The 17,790-nt window shown below is 34.6% G+C and carries 19 protein-coding genes and 1 pseudogene; 2 read left to right on the top strand and 18 right to left on the bottom strand.

Features of this window, described 5'->3' with window-relative positions; all coding sequences use genetic code 11:
* The 15 genes and pseudogenes from ACFVQC_RS11595 to ACFVQC_RS11525 form a co-directional block, all read right to left on the bottom strand.
* Window positions 1-792 carry an ABC transporter permease gene (locus ACFVQC_RS11595; protein WP_377890565.1) on the bottom strand — a complete coding sequence of 264 codons (792 nt, stop codon included), beginning with the start codon at window positions 790-792 and terminating at the stop codon, window positions 1-3.
* A complete protein-coding gene (locus tag ACFVQC_RS11590; protein ID WP_377898398.1) occupies window positions 789-1,487 on the bottom strand; it encodes an ABC transporter ATP-binding protein in 699 nt (232 codons plus the stop codon). The genes ACFVQC_RS11595 and ACFVQC_RS11590 overlap by 4 nt, the downstream gene beginning before the upstream one ends.
* Window positions 1,484-1,864, bottom strand: a complete 381-nt coding sequence (locus ACFVQC_RS11585; protein ID WP_377890569.1) for a GntR family transcriptional regulator — start codon at window positions 1,862-1,864, stop codon at window positions 1,484-1,486. The genes ACFVQC_RS11590 and ACFVQC_RS11585 overlap by 4 nt, the downstream gene beginning before the upstream one ends.
* Window positions 1,865-2,057: 193 nt before the next feature.
* Window positions 2,058-3,440 carry a putrescine aminotransferase gene (locus ACFVQC_RS11580; RefSeq protein WP_002149599.1) on the bottom strand — a complete coding sequence of 461 codons (1,383 nt, stop codon included), beginning with the start codon at window positions 3,438-3,440 and terminating at the stop codon, window positions 2,058-2,060.
* Entirely contained in the window at window positions 3,441-4,934 is a 1,494-nt protein-coding gene (locus tag ACFVQC_RS11575) for an aldehyde dehydrogenase family protein (RefSeq protein WP_377898397.1), read from the bottom strand.
* 269 nt (window positions 4,935-5,203) lie between these two features.
* Window positions 5,204-7,333, bottom strand: a complete 2,130-nt coding sequence (locus ACFVQC_RS11570; RefSeq protein ID WP_377898396.1) for a sigma 54-interacting transcriptional regulator — start codon at window positions 7,331-7,333, stop codon at window positions 5,204-5,206.
* 144 nt (window positions 7,334-7,477) lie between these two features.
* Window positions 7,478-7,726: a biotin/lipoyl attachment domain-containing protein gene (locus ACFVQC_RS11565; RefSeq protein ID WP_002149602.1), complete on the bottom strand. Its 249-nt coding sequence runs from the start codon at window positions 7,724-7,726 to the stop codon at window positions 7,478-7,480.
* Between the two features lie 27 nt (window positions 7,727-7,753).
* Window positions 7,754-8,044, bottom strand: coding sequence for an SAV0927 family protein (locus ACFVQC_RS11560; RefSeq protein WP_002149603.1), 291 nt, complete (start codon window positions 8,042-8,044; stop codon window positions 7,754-7,756).
* A gap of 336 nt (window positions 8,045-8,380) precedes the next feature.
* Window positions 8,381-9,730, bottom strand: coding sequence for an APC family permease (locus ACFVQC_RS11555; protein ID WP_377890577.1), 1,350 nt, complete (start codon window positions 9,728-9,730; stop codon window positions 8,381-8,383).
* Between the two features lie 434 nt (window positions 9,731-10,164).
* Complete coding sequence (gene nrdF, locus ACFVQC_RS11550) at window positions 10,165-11,133, bottom strand: class 1b ribonucleoside-diphosphate reductase subunit beta (RefSeq protein ID WP_002149605.1); 969 nt, start codon at window positions 11,131-11,133, stop codon at window positions 10,165-10,167.
* Window positions 11,134-11,227: 94 nt separating this feature from the next.
* Window positions 11,228-12,178 carry a ribonucleotide reductase large subunit gene (locus ACFVQC_RS11545; RefSeq protein WP_377890681.1) on the bottom strand — a complete coding sequence of 317 codons (951 nt, stop codon included), beginning with the start codon at window positions 12,176-12,178 and terminating at the stop codon, window positions 11,228-11,230.
* 382 nt (window positions 12,179-12,560) lie between these two features.
* Window positions 12,561-13,688, bottom strand: a pseudogene (locus ACFVQC_RS11540) (ribonucleotide reductase N-terminal alpha domain-containing protein); the annotation flags it as partial.
* Entirely contained in the window at window positions 13,675-14,034 is a 360-nt protein-coding gene (gene nrdI / locus ACFVQC_RS11535) for a class Ib ribonucleoside-diphosphate reductase assembly flavoprotein NrdI (RefSeq protein WP_000959445.1), read from the bottom strand. The pseudogene ACFVQC_RS11540 and the gene nrdI, both read right to left, overlap by 14 nt.
* Window positions 14,035-14,512: 478 nt before the next feature.
* On the bottom strand, window positions 14,513-14,830 hold the full coding sequence (locus ACFVQC_RS11530; protein ID WP_002201236.1) for a hypothetical protein: 318 nt from the start codon (window positions 14,828-14,830) through the stop codon (window positions 14,513-14,515).
* Between the two features lie 25 nt (window positions 14,831-14,855).
* Window positions 14,856-15,050, bottom strand: coding sequence for an abortive phage infection protein (locus tag ACFVQC_RS11525; RefSeq protein ID WP_377890580.1), 195 nt, complete (start codon window positions 15,048-15,050; stop codon window positions 14,856-14,858).
* A 261-nt stretch (window positions 15,051-15,311) separates the two neighbouring features.
* Between ACFVQC_RS11525 and ACFVQC_RS11520 the strand changes: the two genes are divergently transcribed.
* Window positions 15,312-15,890: a GNAT family N-acetyltransferase gene (locus ACFVQC_RS11520; RefSeq protein ID WP_377890582.1), complete on the top strand. Its 579-nt coding sequence runs from the start codon at window positions 15,312-15,314 to the stop codon at window positions 15,888-15,890.
* Between the two features lie 60 nt (window positions 15,891-15,950).
* Here ACFVQC_RS11520 and ACFVQC_RS11515 read toward each other — a convergent pair whose 3' ends face one another.
* The gene (locus ACFVQC_RS11515) at window positions 15,951-16,553 is read right to left on the bottom strand and encodes a histidine phosphatase family protein (RefSeq protein WP_377890584.1); all 603 of its coding nucleotides are present in this window, start codon (window positions 16,551-16,553) and stop codon (window positions 15,951-15,953) included.
* Between the two features lie 81 nt (window positions 16,554-16,634).
* Window positions 16,635-16,793 carry a hypothetical protein gene (locus ACFVQC_RS11510; protein ID WP_377890586.1) on the bottom strand — a complete coding sequence of 53 codons (159 nt, stop codon included), beginning with the start codon at window positions 16,791-16,793 and terminating at the stop codon, window positions 16,635-16,637.
* Window positions 16,794-17,047: 254 nt separating this feature from the next.
* Between ACFVQC_RS11510 and ACFVQC_RS11505 the strand changes: the two genes are divergently transcribed.
* Window positions 17,048-17,233, top strand: coding sequence for a YkvS family protein (locus ACFVQC_RS11505; RefSeq protein ID WP_001165081.1), 186 nt, complete (start codon window positions 17,048-17,050; stop codon window positions 17,231-17,233).
* 55 nt (window positions 17,234-17,288) lie between these two features.
* On the opposite strand, the gene queF is transcribed toward ACFVQC_RS11505, so the two are convergent.
* The gene (gene queF, locus ACFVQC_RS11500; protein WP_002117354.1) at window positions 17,289-17,786 is read right to left on the bottom strand and encodes a preQ(1) synthase; all 498 of its coding nucleotides are present in this window, start codon (window positions 17,784-17,786) and stop codon (window positions 17,289-17,291) included.
* Window positions 17,787-17,790 lie beyond the last annotated feature (4 nt).

The raw sequence follows: 17,790 nt of genomic DNA, 5'->3' as shown, positions 1-17,790 counted from the left end.
TTAGACTTCTAGTTTTTTATCGATTACGCGACCTGTAACTACTAGTAATATAATTGTTAATAAACAATTAAAACATAGATTTAAAACTGTAATCTCTGTACCAGAATAGAATGATGTATTTAAAAAACCATCTTGATCTATAAATCCAATATTATTTATAGCAAACACGTACTTTTCTATTTGCTGAAAAATATACGTTATTCCCCCATTAAATGCGATAAAAACGACGAATAAAACTACGCAAACAATCTTGTTCATCGATGATTTCACATTGAATAGTTTTACAATTACTATAATTAAATAAATAGAAACTAGCATATTAATAAAATCTAGTCCCCATAAAAAAATAGATAACAAATGATGTAATATTCCATAATCATATAAACTGTGGATTGCTTGCTGAACACCTAAATCTGTTTTTCCATTGTAAATATTTAAAGAAAAATAGTATAGAAAAATGATTCCTATTCCTAGCAAAATCATAAAGAGTAGTACACAAAATAAAACATTTGCACATATATACTTTTGTGCTGAAATAGAAGTATAACGTAGCATAGAGCTTTTTAGCATTTTTCGAAAAGACGATATACCTGTTAGAAGAATTGCAAATCCATTTATACTTAGTACGATAAAAAATATAATAATGATTATATCTTGCCTACCTGAAATTCTAACTCCTGAAACTCCTTTCATATTAAATAAAAGAATTAATGAAACTGTAATAAATCCGAAGTAAATAATGGCTATCTTTCTCTTATTACAATTATACAGATAACGAAAAAGCTGACTCATTTCCCATAGGCCTCCTTAAACAGCTCATGTACTGCTTTGCCCTTTTGAAATCGTAGTTCTTCCACATTTTCATGCAATATTATTTCTCCATCTTTCAAAAAGATTACTTCATCAAATATATTTTCGATTTCTCTTATTAAATGAGTCGATATAAGCAGCGTACAATCTTCACGATAAAATTTAAGGATTAGCTCAAGTACGTGTTCTCTAGAAACAAGATCAATCCCGCCAAGTGGTTCATCCAGTACGTATAACTTCGCTTTTCGAGAAAACGTTAAAATAATTTGAAGCTTTTCAACCATACCTTTTGATAATGCTGTAATTTTTTCTTCTAATGGTATTTTAAATTCCGCAATCGTATCTACTGCTTTTTGAATATCAAAGTCTTTATAAAAATCTCTATAAAAGAATAATGCATCTTTTACAGTCATCCAATCATCAAAGACTGGCTTATCAGACATAAATGAAACGATTTCTTTCGTCTCTAACCCTATTTTTTTACCGTTAATTGCTATGCTACCTTCTGAAGGATGCTGCAGCCCTGCAATCATTTTCAATAATGTCGTTTTCCCGCTCCCGTTATCTCCAACAAGCCCAACGATTTTTCCTTCTGTAATCTCTATGCTTAATTCCCGGATTACTGCTTTCAATCCATATCGCTTCCATAGATTTTCTATTTTTAATAGCTCTGTCATTCGTTCTCCTCCCTTTTCTTATTTAATGAAGAACGAAGAATTGAAAGAATTTCTTCTTCTGAAAAACCTAAATTGTCCATTCCATCTATAAAAGAATGAAGTAATTCTTTCGCCATATCTTTTCGCAGCTCCATAATTTTCTCCCCTTCATTCGTTACATATCGCCCCATTCCTCTACGTGTTACAACAACTCCATCCCGTTCTAGTTCTTGAAATGTACGCTGAATCGTATTTGGATTTACTTGCAATTCACTCGCTAATTCACGTACGGAGGGAATTTTATCACCAGGCAATAAATGACCCGTTACAATTTCTTTCTTTGTGTATTCCATTACCTGAATATAAATTGGTGTATTTGGAGAAAATTCGATTTTCATTTCTCCCCTCCTGTCTTAGTGTGTTAGTTAAATAGTACACTAAGACAAATTACATGTAAATACTTACAACAAAAAATGTAATAAAAAGGCAGTGTAACTTTTCGTTACACTGCCTTCCTGTAATAAAATATAAATAAATCTATTCTGATTATAGTTTCAATCGTTTGAATTCACATATAACCTTATACAAAATCTATTTTACTTTTACTTGAGTTAGCACAGATTTAAACGTATTAATAACTGTATCTACTTCTTCATAACTAATTGTAAGGGATGGTTCAATACGAATTGTTTTTGAGTTAATTAATGTTCCCGCAACAAGAATTCCTTGATCAAACATCGCCTTTGACACTTCATAACCAATCTCGTCTTTATGGAATTCAATCCCAATCATTAAACCTTGACCACGAATTTCAAAGATTTTATCTTCGTGCCCTTCTGCTGCTTGTTTCAATCCATTCAAGAAATACTCCCCAACTTCCATAGCTCGTTCCGGTAATTTCTCTTCCAATAATACATGGATTGTTGCAATTGCAGCAGCACATGCAAGAGGATTTCCTCCAAATGTTGTTGTATGCATAAATGGATTTTCAAACCAACTTTTGAATACTGTTTCTTTCGCAACAATAGCTCCCGCCGGCATTACACCTCCACCAAACGCCTTCGCAAGACAAATAATATCCGGCACAACATCATATAATTCTGCCGCAAACATTTTGCCTGTACGTCCCATTCCAGTTTGCACTTCATCAAAAATAAGGAGTGATCCAAACTCATCACAAAGCTCTCGCACTTGTTTCAAATAATTTTCTGGAGGTAAAATAATGCCGCCCTCCCCTTGAATTGGCTCTAAAATAACTGCTGCAACATCTTCTCCTACTAATGCACATGTCTCAAATGTTTTTCTCATCATCTCAATGTCGCCAAATGGAACGTGACGAAAACCTGGAATCAATGGTAAGAATGGCTTACGGAACATTCCTTTTGCCGTTCCGGATAAGGAACCAAGGCTCTTACCATGGAAGGCACGAGTTGTAGCAATGAACGTTGTTCGCTCACTATACATTTTTGCTAGTTTTAATGCTGCCTCCACACTTTCTGTACCACTGTTTGTAAAGAAGGCGTATTTCAAATCACCAGGTGTAATATCCGCTAAAATCTTTGCAAGCATTGCTCGAAGTGGATCCAGTAAATCCTGACTGTGCAATGCTTGACGTTTTAATTGATCTGTCACAGCTTTTACCACTTTCGGATTACGGTGACCAACATTATAAATTCCAAATCCACCTAAACAGTCAATATATCTTTTACCGTTAATATCCATGAAACAAGATCCTTCATCTGACCACTCTACTGCTGCAAATTGTCCATCTTTTGTTACTGTTTTTCTATAAGCAAGAAAACCAGGGTTTACATGCTCTCTAAATCCGTCTACTGTTTCTTTTTGAATCCAGTTTGCCTCTTCTTCAGTAACCTTTTCTTTTTCAATTAACTGTAGTACTTTCGTAATATACTCATTTACATTTGAACCTTTTACATCTTTCTCATTCAATTTATTTTCTACGTTCGTTCCCATCTAATTCACTCCTACATTTTTTTTATTTGCAAACCAACCTATTGGTTCTACTTCTAGATTTATATTAATCTGCTTAATTTCTTGAAATTCTTCTAAACCAAACGTTCCTAGACTACGACCTATACCACTTTGCTTATATCCGCCCCAAGGTGCCTCATTGTATGTTGGATGATAGCTATTAATCCACGTAATTCCTGCGCGAAGTTTGCGAATCACACGCATTGCTTTTGCACCATCAACTGTAAATACCCCTCCAGCCAAACCATAGTCTGTACCGTTTGCCAACTCAATTGCTTCCTGTTCGTCTTTAAACTTTTGAATTACTACAACAGGACCGAAGATTTCTTCCTGGACAATACGCATATCAGGTTTTACATTGACAAAGACTGTTGGTTCAATAAAGAAACCATCACCTTTTCCATCCTCCATTATTCGTCTACCTCCGCAAGCAACGTTTGCACCTTCGTCTTTCCCAATTTCAATATAACGTAATACTTTTTCCATATGTTCTTGACTTACAAGTGGCCCCATTTCTGATTCTGGATTATCACCAGGCCCAACGTTAATTTGCTGTGCTCGCTCTACAAAACTATTAACAAATTTATCATAAATCTTTTCTTCTACAAGGATTCTTGATCCTGCTGAACATACTTGTCCGCTACCTGCATAAATACCGAATAGAGCATAATCAATAGCGGTCTCAAAATCTGCATCTGCAAAAATAATATTTGGAGATTTCCCTCCAAGTTCTAACGAAATCTTTTTCATATTATCTGCCGCTGTTCTCATAATGTGCTTACCTGTTTTTGTTCCACCTGTAAAGGAAATCATATCCACTTTATTACTTGCTGCAATTTCATTCCCTACTATTGGGCCAGCCCCCATTACCATATTGGCAACACCTTTTGGTAGCCCTACTTTTTCAAGGATTTCGAATAGCTTTGTTGCAGTGATTGGTGTCATTTCAGAAGGTTTAAACACAATTGTATTTCCAGCTGCTAAAGCAGGTGCAATTTTCCATACACTCATCAATAGTGGATAATTCCATGGAACAATTAATCCACAAACACCAACTGGCTCTCTTACAACCATCGCTTGCATCGGATCGGCTACATGATATGTTTGACCATCTGGCTTTGTAATCAATCCGGCATAATAGCGAAAACAAGCCGCTGCATCTCCAATATCTCCTTCTGCCTCACGGTACGTTTTTCCATTATCCATTGTTTCAAGGTACACTAATTCTTCCATATTTTTATCAATTTCATCTGCTATTTTAAATAAATATGATGCCCTTTGAGCAGTTGATGTTTCTGACCAAATTCCGCTATCGAAAGCCGCTCTTGCCACTTCTATCGCGTATTTTGCATCCTCAATCGTTCCCTCAGGTGCATATGCTATACCCTTGCCATTCGCAGGGTTAATAATCGTTCTTTTCTCTTGATTACTAGAGTCTCTCCATTCACCATTTACATACATTTTTAAATCTAGCACTATATTGAATCCTCCTTTATCGATCGTTTATATATTTATAAGCAAATTTCATGCCAATATTTAAAATTCAAAGGAATCATACATAAACTGACTATTTTCTTAAAAACAACAAATAATTTATGCATTTTCGCATACACTATTCTATTTTGCATAAAACGGAACGCTAATCATTACCGCTACCGCCTTCATGCCCCCGGACTTGAACCCTAGAGAATATGTACATGCTGGGCGCACACAAAAAGGAGAAGTCTATGTGACCTTCTCCTTTTTTAGGAATAAGAGATGATATCAGCCGCTATCCCTTTTTCACTAACAATTTTTTGATATTTACGACTCACTGAAGATTGGCTGATTCCAAGAGCTTTTGCAGCCTTAGTCGTTGTTTTATACTGCTTCATTGCAAGTAAAATCAATTGTTCTTCTACAGAATGTAATGCTTCTTGTAATGGTAATACTCTTGTAATAACTGGTTTTGATTTTTTAAAGTCATAACCAGGTGTTAAAAACTTACTGACAAACTCCGCTTCAATTACTGGATCGTCTGCTGATACTACTAAACGTTCAATCATATTTTGTAATTCACGTACATTTCCTGGCCATGAGTAAAACTCTAGTAAGCTAAGTGCATCTGGAGTTAAATGATAATTTTTATTATATTTTTCATTTAACTGTTGCAAAAAATGAAAGGCAAGTACCGGAACATCTTCCATTCGCTCTCGTAGAGGAGGAACTCGCAACGGAATTACATTTAGGCGATAAAACAAATCTTCACGGAACGTTCCAGATTCCACCATCTTTTCAAGACTCTTATTTGTAGCAGCAATAATTTGTACATTTATTTTCGTAGGTATTGTACTTCCAATAGGAATTACTTCTTGTTCCTGCAGGACTCTAAGCAATTTCACTTGCAAATGTAAAGGCATTTCTCCAATTTCATCTAAAAATAAAATACCTTGATCAGCTCGCTTAAAATATCCTTCTTTCCCATTTTTATCGGCTCCTGTAAAAGCACCTTTCGTATAACCAAATAGTTCACTTTCTAACAAAGTTTCTGGAATTGCACCACAATTTAATTTTAAAAACGGCTTTGAAGATCGGTTTCCAAGTTGATGAATTGCCTGAGCAATTACTTCTTTTCCGACGCCAGATTCTCCAGAAATAAGAACATTGGAAGAAAAATCTGCTATTTTTTTAGCTTGGTTAATAATTTGCTCCATTTTCGGACTACAGTAAATAAGCTTCTTAAGAAAACGATCTTTGTTTTTAAAGTCATCTAACTCCTTCTTATATTGCTTTGATATCTTCTTTATTTCATGTAATTCCGTCTTCAATCTCGTTGCTTCGGTAATATCCCTTGAGGCAATAATAATACGATGAAGCTCTCCGTTTTCATTAAATACAGGGTTTCCAACTGCTAATATTTTTCTTCCGCTTTTTGTTTCTTGTACAACTGATACCTTTTTTTGTTTTTCCAACACTAATCGCGTAACAGATGGACTAAATAATCCTTTCTTTTCTAAGTCTAAAAGATTTTTTCCTAACAGGTCTTTCAAATTACTCCCCCAAAAATCATTGATAACAGTTTCACTATAACGAATTATTTCCCCTTTATGATTAACAACTAATATTTCATCATAAATACTAGACAAGATTGCATGTAAATCTTTATTTAAATCCTTTATATATTCAATTTCCATCGCCATGTCCTCGACCATCGGCAAATCTTGCACAATAATAACCATTCCTTCAATATTTTGATCAAAGTTTGGAATCGGACTATAGTCAACTAATACACCCATCTCATTTGTGATTTGTAATTGATTCAAGATCGTTTTTCCAGTTGTAAATACATTATTAATGTGCTCTTCATTAAAAATCAGTTCTGCTGGTACATTCATAATTTTTTCAGGAGTCGATTTAATCATCTTCAAACCAGACTCATTGCAATTTACAATTTTCTTTTCACGATCTACTACAAAAATCCCCATTGGAATAGATGTTAAAATAATTTTCAATATATCAACACTCTGATTTTCTTGTTTAAATAGTTCTGCAAAAACATCCTCTCTTCTTATATATCCTGTTAGCTCATCCATTTCATTTTTTACTATCGCAATCGGCGCTCCAATAATTTGAAAAAGAGCTGTTAAAGAAATATCTTTACTAAGATGACATATTGTATCTAGTGAAACAGCATTTGAAAGCAATACCTTAGCAGTTAATCCCTTACTATTTGATAGCAGATCCTTCACATGAACGTATGCAAATAATTTCTCCCCTCTTTTTAAAAATAGAAAAGATTCTTTTATATTTTCAACATCTATATTCCATTCCTTTTCAGATTGATCGATAGATAGAGAAACAATAGGTCTAATTTTTTTATGAGCAATGGAAAACATTCTGCTATTCCTCCTTTGAACTATGTAATTTGTATTGTATCATTAAATACAGATTTTTTTAATTAATCTGAAAATAAAACGTTTTTTCCTTTACTTACTAAAAAAAGGAAGATGAATGCCTCCATCTTCCTCATTGTTCTATCATTAATCACTACCACTAACGAAAAGATCTTCTTGAATGTAAGCTAATACCATACCTGGAATTACTTTATCTCCTGCCTCTACTTCTAAAGATTGAACTTCTCCACTACATCCCATCTTAATTACTTCCAGTTTACCATTCATATCTTTAATAGAGAATAATGGCTCCCATTCATAAATTCGTGAATCCTTATTAATAGACACTTTTTCAATTATTCCATAACACGGACTCGTAATAATATCATAATACACAATCAATCATCCCTTTCTCTTATTCTATTAATATTGTTCTTCTAACCTTTGTGACTGAAGAATCATATAGAAAAAGCTTTGAAGCTCTTCTATATCTTCTACCTCAATTCCTAGCCTTGGTGCCCAATATTGTTCCTCTCCAATATCTTCTTGACTTAATAAAACCATTCTCCCATTTTGAATTGAGGTAACCATTGCTTTTCCAAGAAACTGTTGCGAATACGTAACAGCTATATCGTAACGATGACTATTCGACAAAATGCAATAATAGCCGATTTGTTGTCTCTCCACTTCTTCTAATAAAATATCCAGTTTCATTTGGTCCCTCCTTTAGGTTAAAAATGCAACTAGCATATTAGACGTGCTATTCCTACAACTTTGCAACCACCTTCAATGAAATGATTTTCAAGTTCAACTGTATTATGTTTTCTGCTTGGATTACGACCATAACACCCCGCTTTTATATTTTTACTAATTGTACAAAGCAATAATTGTGCCAAATGAAAATACTATATGGACCATCATTTATCAGCCATCCTCCCTAGACTTGCCCCTCTTTCTTATGAATCGTTGAATGAATTATGCAATACTGCATTGGTTACATGATCTTCAAAGCAAAAGACATCGGATCCATTCCCGATGTCTTTTGCTTTTTTATATTTCCTGTACTTCTTCAAAATGCATTTGCGGAGGAGCTGAACGAAACATGTTCGTAATATATAGGAGGTACCCAATTCCGATAGCAGCCCAGCCAAGTCCCAAAATAAGTGAATGGATATTGAGGTTAAACCATAGTACCGCTACAGTAGCAGCACCCAAAATAGGCATAACTAGATAATTTAAGAAATCTTTTATCGTTTTATATCTTTTTTTCTTGATTATATAGTAAGAAATTACAGACAAATTAACAAATGTAAATGCAATAAGTGCTCCAAAGTTAATAAGAGATGCTGCTGTTTCTAAATCAATGAATATAGCGAAGAGCGAAATAATTCCTACAAAAATAATATTATATACTGGAGTTCGCCAGCGAGGATGAATGTACCCGAATATTTTCTTCGGAATTACATTATCTCGCCCCATTACGTATAATAACCTGGATACACTTGTATGAGAAGCTAAACCAGACGCAAGTGTCCCCATAAGGGTTCCTACTAAAAAGAAAGCTTGAAATAATTTCCCACCAACATATAGCGCAATTTCTGGAGATGCTGATTCTTGATTTTTAAATACAGATGTATCTGGAAACATAGATTGTGTAAAATACGTAGTAGTAATGAATAAAACTCCGCCGATTAAAGCAGTAAGAAAAATAGCTCGAGGAATTGTTTTCTCCGCGTTTGGTGTCTCTTCTGAAAATGTAGTTACTGCATCAAAACCTAAAAATGAGAAACAAAGAATTGTTGCACCTGCAACTAACGGTGATATTTGTATATCTGATTGAAAAAACGGCTGAATGGAAAAAACTTCTCCTGTTCCCTCTCCCGCTAATAAGCCTTTTATAACTAGAAAAACAAATACGGCCATTACTAACACTTGAAATATTACTAAGAACGTATTGAAATTAGCAGTAACATTTACGCTAATCATATTTATTAATGTAACAAGGAGAACAAAGCCAATTACCCATACCCAACTAGGAACACTTGGGAAAAATGCTGACATATAAATTCTCGTTAATAGTGCGTTCACCATTGGTAGAAACAAATAATCCAATAACGCGGACCATCCAACAAGAAACCCAAGCCTTGCACTAATTGTCTTCTGTGTATACGTATAAGCAGATCCTGCGGTAGGAAAAGCCTTTACCATTTTGCCGTAGCTTGCAGCGGTAAACAGCATCCCCGCTAATGCAATAAGATAAGCTCCTGGAACATGACCACCCGTTTTTTCAGAAACGATTCCAAATGTATCAAACCCAACCATCGGTGTCATATACCCGACCCCTAGCATAACAATTGACCAAAGCCCTAATGAACGTTTTAAACCAACTACTTTCCCCACCTATCATTCCTCCTACTTTCTCTATCTAATTTCCATTTAAAAATCGACAATCAAAAGGAAGCGTTTTCAATTAACTATATATCACACCGAGTATTACCTCCCTTTTTGTTGCTTTTTAAATATTCATGCAATTTTTAAGCCAAAATTTCTAGAGTTTAAAAATTCAATATTAAAAAGAACGTATAGGTGAAATTGGGCCTCATTTCTTCTCATTTCTTCTCATTTTTTATTCATTTTGACATAAGTTATTCAATCTCTCATACGACTAAATATGAAAATAAAACCTTAATCCGTGTTTTTTCTTGATTCCCACTTCCTCACAAATTGGGCTTTTACAAGATTAAAATATTTCCATGAAATAATAACATTATGTAAACTATTCATAGCAAAAAAGCTGTCTTTTCTATAAAGACAGCTTTTTCTATAACACTATATTAAAAATTGAATACGAAGTCATCGTCTGCTAACTTTTCAACATTCGTTGCTTTTACGTAACCATTTCCTTTTACAGAGAAGAAGTCATGGTTTTTCGTATCTGTACGTAAACCATTTAAAACGATTGGATTAATTTCTTCTTCTTCAAACTTCGGCTCAAGCCCTAAGTTCATAAGTCCTTTATTCGCATTGTAACGAACGAAACGATTTACATCCTCTACAAGACCGATAGAAGTGTAAATTTCTTCTGTATATGCCAATTCAATTTCATACAGTTTCATTAATAACTCTTGCGTTTCCGTTTGTACTTCTTGTTGCTCTTCTGCAGAAAGTTCCGCGAAGATTTGTTGTGCTAAAATACCAACGAATACGCCGTGAATTGACTCGTCACGAATTATTAAGTTAATAATCTCACCACTTGCCGTCAATTTGCCTTGACCTGCTAAGTAAAGTGGATAGAAGAACCCACTATAGAATAAGTAACTTTCTAAGAACACACTTGCTACCATTGCCATGTATAACTCTTTTTTCGTTACTTCAGGCTTTAATAAACGACGATAGTAACTAGTAACAATACCAGCCTTTTTCTCAAGTAATGGATGGTTATCTACCCATTCAAAAATATCATCAATTTCTTCTTCAGTAGCTAACGTTGTGAAAATATGACTGTAACTCTTCGCATGTACTTCTTCCATAGCGCCCATGAAAGCTAATACACTTTTCGCTTGTAAATTTTCAAGATGAACAAGTACAAGAGGCATCCCTTCGCCGCCTTGTTTCGTATCTAAAAGTGTTAAACCACCTAATACACGCTTATAAGCAATTTGCTCTTCTTTTGATAATTGTGCCCAAGTATTTTTGTCAGAAGACACTGCGATTTCTTCTTCTGTCCAAAACTGAGCGATGTTTTGCTTCCAAAACATTAAACTAAAATCATCTTCTTTTTTGTTCCAGTTTACCGCACGCATTAAATCGCCCCTTCTCTAAATAAACATAAAAAATTGATAACTAAGCATGAGCAGGGTTCAGAAAAACCCTGCTCATAATGTCTCACTTTTTATATTAAACGGTACAAGCCACGCACTCTTCCACGCTTAATTTACGTGTTCTCGTATAATAAAGACTCTTCAAGCCTTTTTTATGTGCATAAATGTAGTAACGTGCTAACTCACGTGTTGAAATATCACTATTAACATAAAGAATGGTACTAATTCCTTGGTCAATATGTTCTTGAACTTCTGCGATTAAATCAATTAATTTAAACTGATTCATATCATAAGAAGATTTATAGTACCAGAACGTATCTTTTGATAAATACGGCATTGGATAATATGTTGTCGCATTCGCATACGTTCTTGATTCAATTTGACTTACGATCGGCATTACGCTTGAAGTTGCATTTTGAACGTAACTGATCGATTGTGTCGGAGCGATTGCAAGACGATATGAGTTGTATAAACCATTCTTCTGTACTTGCTCTTTTAAATTTGTCCAATCTTCTTTTGTTGGAATATGAATTCCTTCAAATAATTGCTGAACTTTTTCAGTTACTGGGCTGTAATCTGTCGTTTCATACTTTTCAAAGTATGTGCCGTTTGCATAATCAGACTTATCGAAGTCTTTAAATGTTTCGCCTTTTTCTTTAGCAATCTCCATACTTTTCTCAATCGAGTAGTAATTTAACATCATAAAGAATGTACGAGCGAATTCTTTCGCTTCAGCACTTTCATAAGCGATTTTATTTTTCGCTAAATATCCGTGTAAGTTCATTGCTCCAAGTCCAACTGAATGAAGCTCATCATTTGCTTTTTTCACAGTTGGGGCATTCGGAATGATCGTCATATCAGAAACAGCTGTTAAAGCTTCCATTCCCGCATGAACTGCTTCACGAATTTCTTTATTTTCCATTACGTTTACGATATTTAACGATCCTAAGTTACAGTTAATATCACGACGGATAATGTCTTCTGTACCATAATCATTTATTTCAGAAGTTTCTTGTAACTGGAAGATTTCTGTCTCGAATGTTCAACCGAGTTCGCTACTCCTCGGTCCGTTGCTCATGCAACTGCTGTATGTCACCATACAGGACAGACTATATCACCACCTACAGCATTACCTGGTTAGGTGCTCCGCTTTTCGAACGCCAATCGCTTGCGCTCTACTCCCAAATGGGATAGTCGTTAGGCTTTTACTTATCTTAATCTTTCAGAAAGTCTCTTATTACTTTATGTTGTTCAATAACTCTGCTATACAAAATAATAAGATACATTCTGAACTTTTATATTTTCATTCTAAGATAAGATTTAGCACGGTAGGTTACCTCAAACTTGAGGCTTTCCCCGTTTAACGGAGTTTTCGACTAGCATTTCTACTAGAAGGTGCTACATATTTAACACAAGTTCGACATCTTCACAGTTCCAATATCCTTCAGTGGATGTTGGTTATTTGCATTTGATTTAAACATTAAGTATGGGTAACCAGACTCAAGCTGAATCATAGCAATTTTAATAAGCATATCACGCGCACTAATATCTAGTGGCTTCTTCTTCACTTTCGGATTGCTCATTAATTCATCGTACATTTCGTCGATATCTATATCATCTAAATGTTTTCCGTACTCTTTAAATACTGTATAAGGCGCGAAAACATGGAAAGGTTCGTTTTTCTCAGCAAGCTCAAAGAACTTACTTGGAACGATAATTCCGATTGATAGAGACTGAATACGGCTCTTCTCATCGGCATTTATTTTTTTTGTATCAAGGAATTCAATAATATCCCAATGGAAAATGTTTAAGTATACAGCTCCGGCACCTTTTCGTTGGCCAAGTTGATTCGCATATGAAAACGAATCTTCAAGCAATTTCATAACAGGCACTACACCACTTGCGGCGTTATCAATACCTTTAATTTGCTCACCACGTGCGCGTAGCTTAGATAAGTTTAAAGCTACTCCACCACCGATTTTCGATAATTGCATTGCAGTATTAATGTTAAAGCCGATTGAATTTAAGCTATCGTCCATCTCTAACAAGAAACAAGACACCATTTCTCCTCTTCTGCTTCGTCCCGCATTTAAAAAGGTTGGTGTCGCTGGTTGGTAGTTTTGTTTTACAATCATGCTTGCGAAGTGTTTTGCCTTCGCAACATCACCGCGTCCTAAGTATAATGAAACAATTGCTACACGATCTTCATAGCTTTCTAAGTATTGTTTTTGATCATTCGTTTTTAACGCATAATCTTTATAGAACTTAGATGCTGCCATATAAGATTGGAACTCGAAGTTTTCACCATAAGCGATGTTATAAACTCCTTCTACTTCCTCCAAGCTATACTCGTCCAGAACGTTGTAATAGTAATCATGTTCTTTCATATACTCCATTCGCTCTGCCACGCTATTAAAATGAACGGTATTCTCTCTAGCTTCTTCCATAAAGACTTCTAATGCCTCTTTATCTTTATGAAGCTGATAAAAACCGTCCTGCATTTGCGTGATTTCATTATTCAGTTCAATGTGTCGCAATCTCCCGCACCCTTTCTTTAAAATATTCTACATCATTATTTGTTCCAGATAACTCAAATTTTGATACAATAGGCACTTCATATTTAGTAGAAATTTTGTCAGCACTTGCACCAAACATGTCTCCCCAATTACGATTGCCACTTGCAGATACGCCTTTTAATTTTTCATTATTGCGTTCTAAAAAGTCTAAAACACGTTCCGGTACATTTCCAAAACCTGTTGTATACGTAATAAGAATAAAGTCTTCATCTAATACTAGAGCTTCATCAATTTGAACGGCCGGCATATTTAATTTGTGGATGAAACGCTTCACGTTTCCTGTCATAGAATCATATGCAACTAACATTTCCGACCCTCCCTCTCCAATCTATATTCTCTGTATGTCGTTTCTTGATTTCTCTATATATTGTATTACGTTTCAAAATAAGACACAAGATATATGTATAAATTCTTTCTTTTTTTAACTTTTACTTTTCGACATGACCGTCGATTTTTTTCAATACAAAGACTATGAAACAACATTCTAAAACTCATGTCAATAAAGTGCTTTTCAAAAAAGTTGTCAACGAATTTAACCTTATTTTTTAAAAAGTTAACAATATTTTTTGTCATAAAACAGTAAATGCTGGAGTAATATATTTCTCCAGCATCACGCAAAAAAGAACAGACCTTAAACGATAATCTGTTCCAAAAAACGATTACATTTATCAATTTTACTTTATTAAATATTTATACATACTCTTTCGTTCCTCGTTACATACTAAAAGATAACTATTATAGAAAAAGATTATTATTATGGAACTTCAATTTATTTATGAAAAAAATTATTCAGGGTGCTCAATACGCAAAATATCTTTTACAAATATATGATGTGGATTCTCATCTTTATCAAGCATTGTACATACAGGAGCTTCTTCATCAAAGTATACAATCATTCCTTCTACGTACTGATATGTATGTTGAACTTGTACAGTTACTTTAATTTCTATTGCTTGCTCATATGCTCTTTTTATTTTCCGAAGCATTTTTGCTGAACATTTTCGTTTCTCTGGATACATAACCATTCCCATAAACCTATTCCCAGCTCTATCTTTCCACATGTAATCCCAATGTGGCAATATGCCTTGTTTAAAATCCCCCATAATTCTCCTCTCCTTTATCTTCTATTTATGAACGTGGTGTTTCTGAATATGCATAAATTACCTGTCCACCGCGCTGTGCGTTCCCGATAATATGTTTAAAATCTTCTCGATTTACAACAACTTCCCTGAACGTATAAAATACATCTTTCGTCGCAACATACTCCTTTATTTCACCATTTTTCAGCTGATCCAAAATTGCATTTGCTAATTGTTTATCCATGTATTTCACCTCTCTGCAATAGTTTATTTTATCGCATCTTCTATAGGTCGACAACGGTAAAATTATCCCGTTACTATTATGTAATTCACTTTCATTATTTTTATAGCTATATCACTTTATTATATTCGCACTAAATATCATATACTAACATAGCTACTTCTCTATATCAAACTTTTTGACGCTCTGTATAACAAAGTTCCAATCCACTGTTTGTTATTTTATTTTATGCTACAATATACAAATAGAACTAGGAGGGATACTATGATTCGGAAAGCAAAAAAGACAGATGCGGTAGGAGTTGCACCTTTACTGTATAACGCTCTGCACGAAATTGCTGAAAAAATCACAGGTAGTACAGTTGAAGCAAAAGTGATACTAGGACTTGAAACATGGTTCGCAAAAGAAAATAATCGATTGAGCTATGAAAACTGTTTAGTGGCTGAACAAGATGGAAAGGTAGTTGGAGTTATTGTCGTTTATCACGGTAGTGACGCTGAGCAACTTGATGCACCAATCGTACACCACTTAAGAGAACTACATGAAGACGAATCCATTACGTTAGAAAAAGAAGCTGAACTTGATGAGTATTATATTGACACGTTGTCAGTTTTAAATATGTACAGTGGACGTGGCATTGGCTCTAAATTAATCGATGCAGCTGAACTTCATGCAACTGAAAAAGGTCATGAACAAATTGCCTTACTTGTTAATTTAGAAAACAAACGCGCTTGTTCACTATATGAAAAACTTGGTTACAAAAAAGATAACATCGTTATGCTCGTTGGCGAACCGTATGCCCATCTAATAAAACCATTACGGTCATTGGTTTCTATATCTTAAAAGGACAATTCTTTTTTGCTTGTTATGTAGAGAAAGAGGCTGCCAAAGGGGCAGCCTCTTTTAAGTTAATTTTGTATTTAATACATTTCCATCCATCGCCTCATGAAATGTATACGTTGTACATCCCCATGGCTTCCTATGGAAAATAGGCGAACCAGACCACCCCATTGCCCTCAGTTCAGTCCCGATCATCGCATTAAAATAACTATGACCTACAAGGGCAATACGTCCATGTACGAGCGCATAGCGGTGCAACATATTAGCAGCTTGCCTTGCTCTTTCTCGTACTTCCTTATAAGACTCAACATCTTTACTATAACCAGCTATCCATCGTGTACGTCCAATAAACATCCATACATTAGGTTTACATTTCAACCATTTTGGAGCATAAAAACTCGTTGGAACTTCAGCTTCCCTAAAAAGAGGATTTTGCATAAAAGATAAAGAATCCGTTAATTCGGCTGTTGATCGCGCAGCACGCCTCTGATCACTCGTTACGACCAAATTCGCTGATTCAATCATCTCAATTGTTTCAATTGGTATAGGAGTTTCTTTTGCTGTAGTCCCTAAATCATATTGCTTCATCCATTCACGAAATGAAATAATTGTCATTGGCTCTATAGTACTGTCCAAACGACCATGACGAATAAAAGAAATTCGCATTCTTTCCACTCCCCATTCATCACTTACGAACTATATTACGTACTATTTCTTATTGCCATCATACCATGCATAAAAAGAAAGTTATATATCCCCACCACTATCATGTGTTATCGATGTGTGCACACCATCCAGTCCATCAAAATATGTAGTTGTTTCATGATGACGCACTTTCTTCAACTGTATATAAGAAAATAAAAATAATAAAATCGCTATAAAGCTCCCCACAACTTCAAACCTCATTTTACCGCCCCTAATTCCTCCCACTTTAGTAGGTTATTGTATCTTTCATTATACTCCTATATAAAGATGTATGCACTTTCATCATTCCTCCCCTAAACAATATTTTTTTACATATTTTCTTACAAAAAGTGAATATTTTTCGAATTTTTGCTTTGGAAACATTTACAAAGTAGTAAATATAGTTCAAAATAGGAGGAAATAAAAAAGCCCAAATTATTCTTTTTTTGGGAAAACTAGAACAAGGAGAGTTGCTTATGCAGATCGCAGAAACTGGAGATATCATTGAATTTAAAGGTGGAATGCAAGGCCGTGTTCAAAAGGTAAATCAAAACTCCGTTATTGTTGATATAACAATTATGGAGAATTTTAGAGAACTAGATATGGAACCTCTTACAGTTGTAAGTCATAAAAACTATACTGTCATCAATCAAAATGCATAATATAATAGAAAGAAAGGATCTGTATGTTATACAGATCCTTTCTTTCTATTATATATTAACGATTATCAATTGTTTCTGGATATAGATCATGGTTCATCATGCGGTAGTCTGCCATTTGTTCATACTTCGTTCCTGGGCGACCGTAGTTGCAGTATGGATCGATTGAAATACCACCACGTGGTGTAAATTTCCCCCATACCTCAATATAGCGTGGATCCATTAATTTAATTAAATCATTCATAATAACGTTCATGCAATCTTCGTGGAAGTCACCATGATTTCGGAAGCTAAATAAATATAGCTTTAAAGATTTACTCTCTACCATTCTTTGTTCTGGAATGTAGCTAATATAAATTGTTGCAAAATCTGGTTGTCCTGTTTTCGGACATAAACTTGTAAATTCAGGACAATTGAATTTTACAAAGTAATCACGGTTTGGATGGTTATTATCAAATACCTCTAAAATTCCCGGGCTATATTCAAATAAATATTTTGTATTTTGATTTCCTAATAATGTTACATCTTTTAAATCTTCATCTAATCTTCCTGCCATTTTA

Origin of the sequence: Bacillus sp. NPDC057893 (assembly GCF_042796455.1) — a bacterium.
Lineage (GTDB): Bacteria > Bacillota > Bacilli > Bacillales > Bacillaceae_G > Bacillus_A.
The sequence above is the reverse complement of the archived record's forward strand: the minus strand, read 5'-3'. Positions and strand labels throughout refer to the sequence as shown.

What these genes read in the sequence shown, in the direction of transcription:
- ACFVQC_RS11510 (WP_377890586.1), bottom strand. Translation starts at nt 16,793, where the DNA reads ATGAGGTTTGAAGTTGTGGGGAGCTTTATAGCGATTTTATTATTTTTA.
- ACFVQC_RS11590 (WP_377898398.1), bottom strand. Translation starts at nt 1,487, where the DNA reads ATGACAGAGCTATTAAAAATAGAAAATCTATGGAAGCGATATGGATTG.
- ACFVQC_RS11530 (WP_002201236.1), bottom strand. Translation starts at nt 14,830, where the DNA reads ATGGGGGATTTTAAACAAGGCATATTGCCACATTGGGATTACATGTGG.
- ACFVQC_RS11525 (WP_377890580.1), bottom strand. Translation starts at nt 15,050, where the DNA reads ATGGATAAACAATTAGCAAATGCAATTTTGGATCAGCTGAAAAATGGT.
- ACFVQC_RS11505 (WP_001165081.1), top strand. Translation starts at nt 17,048, where the DNA reads ATGCAGATCGCAGAAACTGGAGATATCATTGAATTTAAAGGTGGAATG.
- ACFVQC_RS11515 (WP_377890584.1), bottom strand. Translation starts at nt 16,553, where the DNA reads ATGCGAATTTCTTTTATTCGTCATGGTCGTTTGGACAGTACTATAGAG.
- ACFVQC_RS11560 (WP_002149603.1), bottom strand. Translation starts at nt 8,044, where the DNA reads ATGAAACTGGATATTTTATTAGAAGAAGTGGAGAGACAACAAATCGGC.
- nrdF (WP_002149605.1), bottom strand. Translation starts at nt 11,133, where the DNA reads ATGCGTGCGGTAAACTGGAACAAAAAAGAAGATGATTTTAGTTTAATG.
- queF (WP_002117354.1), bottom strand. Translation starts at nt 17,786, where the DNA reads ATGGCAGGAAGATTAGATGAAGATTTAAAAGATGTAACATTATTAGGA.
- nrdI (WP_000959445.1), bottom strand. Translation starts at nt 14,034, where the DNA reads ATGTTAGTTGCATATGATTCTATGACAGGAAACGTGAAGCGTTTCATC.
- ACFVQC_RS11520 (WP_377890582.1), top strand. Translation starts at nt 15,312, where the DNA reads ATGATTCGGAAAGCAAAAAAGACAGATGCGGTAGGAGTTGCACCTTTA.
- ACFVQC_RS11585 (WP_377890569.1), bottom strand. Translation starts at nt 1,864, where the DNA reads ATGAAAATCGAATTTTCTCCAAATACACCAATTTATATTCAGGTAATG.
- ACFVQC_RS11580 (WP_002149599.1), bottom strand. Translation starts at nt 3,440, where the DNA reads ATGGGAACGAACGTAGAAAATAAATTGAATGAGAAAGATGTAAAAGGT.
- ACFVQC_RS11570 (WP_377898396.1), bottom strand. Translation starts at nt 7,333, where the DNA reads ATGTTTTCCATTGCTCATAAAAAAATTAGACCTATTGTTTCTCTATCT.
- ACFVQC_RS11595 (WP_377890565.1), bottom strand. Translation starts at nt 792, where the DNA reads ATGAGTCAGCTTTTTCGTTATCTGTATAATTGTAATAAGAGAAAGATA.